Source organism: Isoptericola sp. NPDC060257, assembly GCF_042726645.1.
In the GTDB taxonomy this organism is placed as follows: domain Bacteria; phylum Actinomycetota; class Actinomycetes; order Actinomycetales; family Cellulomonadaceae; genus Isoptericola; species Isoptericola nanjingensis.
On the sequence record NZ_JBHXAW010000452.1, the window covers coordinates 1 to 1,956 of the forward strand.

General features: G+C 73.3%; 3 protein-coding genes. 2 read left to right on the top strand and 1 reads right to left on the bottom strand.

Features of this window, described 5'->3' with window-relative positions; translation table 11 throughout:
- Positions 1-61 precede the first annotated feature (61 nt).
- The gene (locus ACFWEK_RS21205; protein ID WP_430555322.1) at positions 62-865 is read right to left on the bottom strand and encodes an HAD family hydrolase; all 804 of its coding nucleotides are present in this window, start codon (positions 863-865) and stop codon (positions 62-64) included.
- A gap of 71 nt (positions 866-936) precedes the next feature.
- Between ACFWEK_RS21205 and ACFWEK_RS21210 the strand changes: the two genes are divergently transcribed.
- Together ACFWEK_RS21210 and ACFWEK_RS21215 are read left to right on the top strand one after the other, a co-directional pair.
- Complete coding sequence (locus ACFWEK_RS21210) at positions 937-1,173, top strand: glutaredoxin family protein (protein ID WP_430547743.1); 237 nt, start codon at positions 937-939, stop codon at positions 1,171-1,173.
- 31 nt (positions 1,174-1,204) lie between these two features.
- Entirely contained in the window at positions 1,205-1,867 is a 663-nt protein-coding gene (locus ACFWEK_RS21215) for a redox-sensing transcriptional repressor Rex (protein WP_430547744.1), read from the top strand.
- The last annotated feature ends 89 nt before the right edge of the window (positions 1,868-1,956 follow it).

The following is a 1,956-nucleotide window of genomic DNA, read 5'->3' on the forward strand; positions in this document are numbered from 1 at the left end:
GGCCCGGCACCTCCACGGAGGTGCCGGGCCCGTTCGCTGTTCCCGGCCGGTGCGGCCGCCGTCAGCGGCCCTGAAGCCGCCGCCGGATGCTGCGGAGCACGAGCCCGGCGACCCAGGCGGCGCCGGCCCACGACGCCGTCTTCATCCCGCGCCCGGCCACGCGCCGTCCGCGGCCGCGGAACTCGCGGATGGGCCAGCCGACCTCCTTGGCGTGCCGGCGCAGGCGCACGTCGGGGTTGATGGGGCAGGGGTGCCCGACGGTGCGCATCATCGGGAGGTCGTTGAGGGAGTCGCCGTACGCGTACGAGGCGGACAGGTCGATGCCCTCGCGCTCGGCGAGCTCGCGGACGGCGGAGCCCTTGGCCTCCCCGTGCATGAGGTCGCCCATGAGGCGGCCGGTGTAGAAGCCCCCGGAGTGCTCGGCGATCGTGCCGAGGCACCCCGTGGCGCCGAGGCGGCGGGCGATGAGCCCGCCGATCTCGACCGGCGTCGCGGTCACGAGCCACACCTGGTCGCCGGCGGCGAGGTGCTCGTCGAGCAGCCGCTTGGTGCCTGGGAAGATGCGCAGCTCGAGCACGGTGTCGTACACGTCCTCGCCCACGGCCGTGATCTCCGCCACCGAGCGCCCGGCGATGAGCGACAGGGCCCGGCTGCGCACGGTCTCGATCTGGGAGCGGGACTCGCCGAACACCACGTACTTCGCCTGGATCAGCGCGAACCGCAGCAGGTCGCGGGTGCCGAAGAACCGCCGCTGGTACAGGGCGCGCGCCAGGTGGAAGGCGCTGGCGCCCCGGATGATGGTGTTGTCGACGTCGAAGAAGGCTGCGGCGCGCGCCGGCGGGGACGACTCGACGGGCGACGGCATGCGGTCCACTGTATCGGCGCCGCTAGTCTTGGCAGGTGAGCATGCCGCAGGGATCCGAAGGTGAACCCCGGGTGCTCCTGTACACGCGTGCCGGCTGCCACCTGTGCGAGGAGGCTCGGGCGGTGGTCGCGGACGTGTGCGGGGCCGCGGGCGAGACCTTCCGGGAGGTCGACATCGACGTCGACGGCCCCGGCGGGGACCTGGTGGGCAAGTACGGGGACTACGTGCCCGTCGTCGAGGTGGACGGCGTGCAGCAGGGCTTCTGGCGGGTGGACGGCGCGCGGCTGGCGCGCCGGCTGGCCCGCTGAGCCCGGGAGAGGACGACAGGGTGATCCAGCAGTGATCGAGCTCGGTGAGGCGACGGTGCCGGCCGCGACGGTGGCGAGGCTGCCCTACTACCTGCGCGCCCTGCGCGACCTGGCGGAGGGCGGTGTGACGACGACGTCGTCGTCGGAGCTGGCGGAGCGGTCGGGGGTGGGGTCGGCGCAGCTGCGCAAGGACCTGTCCTACCTCGGGTCGTTCGGCACGCGCGGCGTGGGCTACGACGTGCAGTCGCTGGCGCAGTACATCGCGACGGCGCTGGGGCTCGGGTCCGAGCACCGGCTGGCGATCGTCGGCATCGGCAACCTGGGCCACGCGCTGGCGAACTACTCGGGGTACGCGGCCCGCGGGTTCCAGGTCGTGGCGCTGCTGGACGCCGACCCGCAGGTGGTCGGGAACTCCGCGGCCGGGCTGACGATCGAGCACGTCGACGCGCTGGAGGACGTGCTCGCGCGCACCGGCGTGTCGATGGTGGTGCTGGCGACCCCCGGGCCGGTGGCGCAGGCCATCGCCGAGCGGATCGTGGCGTGCGGGGTGCGGGAGATCCTGTCCTTCGCGCCGGTGGCGCTGCAGCTGCCCGACGACGTCGTCGTGCGCTCGGTGGACGTGGCCGGCGAGCTGCAGATCCTCGCGTTCCACGCCGCGGCCCGCGCGGCGACGAACGGCGCGCCGACGAGGTAGGACGAGACTGCCGAGGTAGTACGACAAGCGCCGAGGTAGTTCGAGATCCGGTGAGGTAGCGGACTACCTCACCAGGACCGGAACTACCT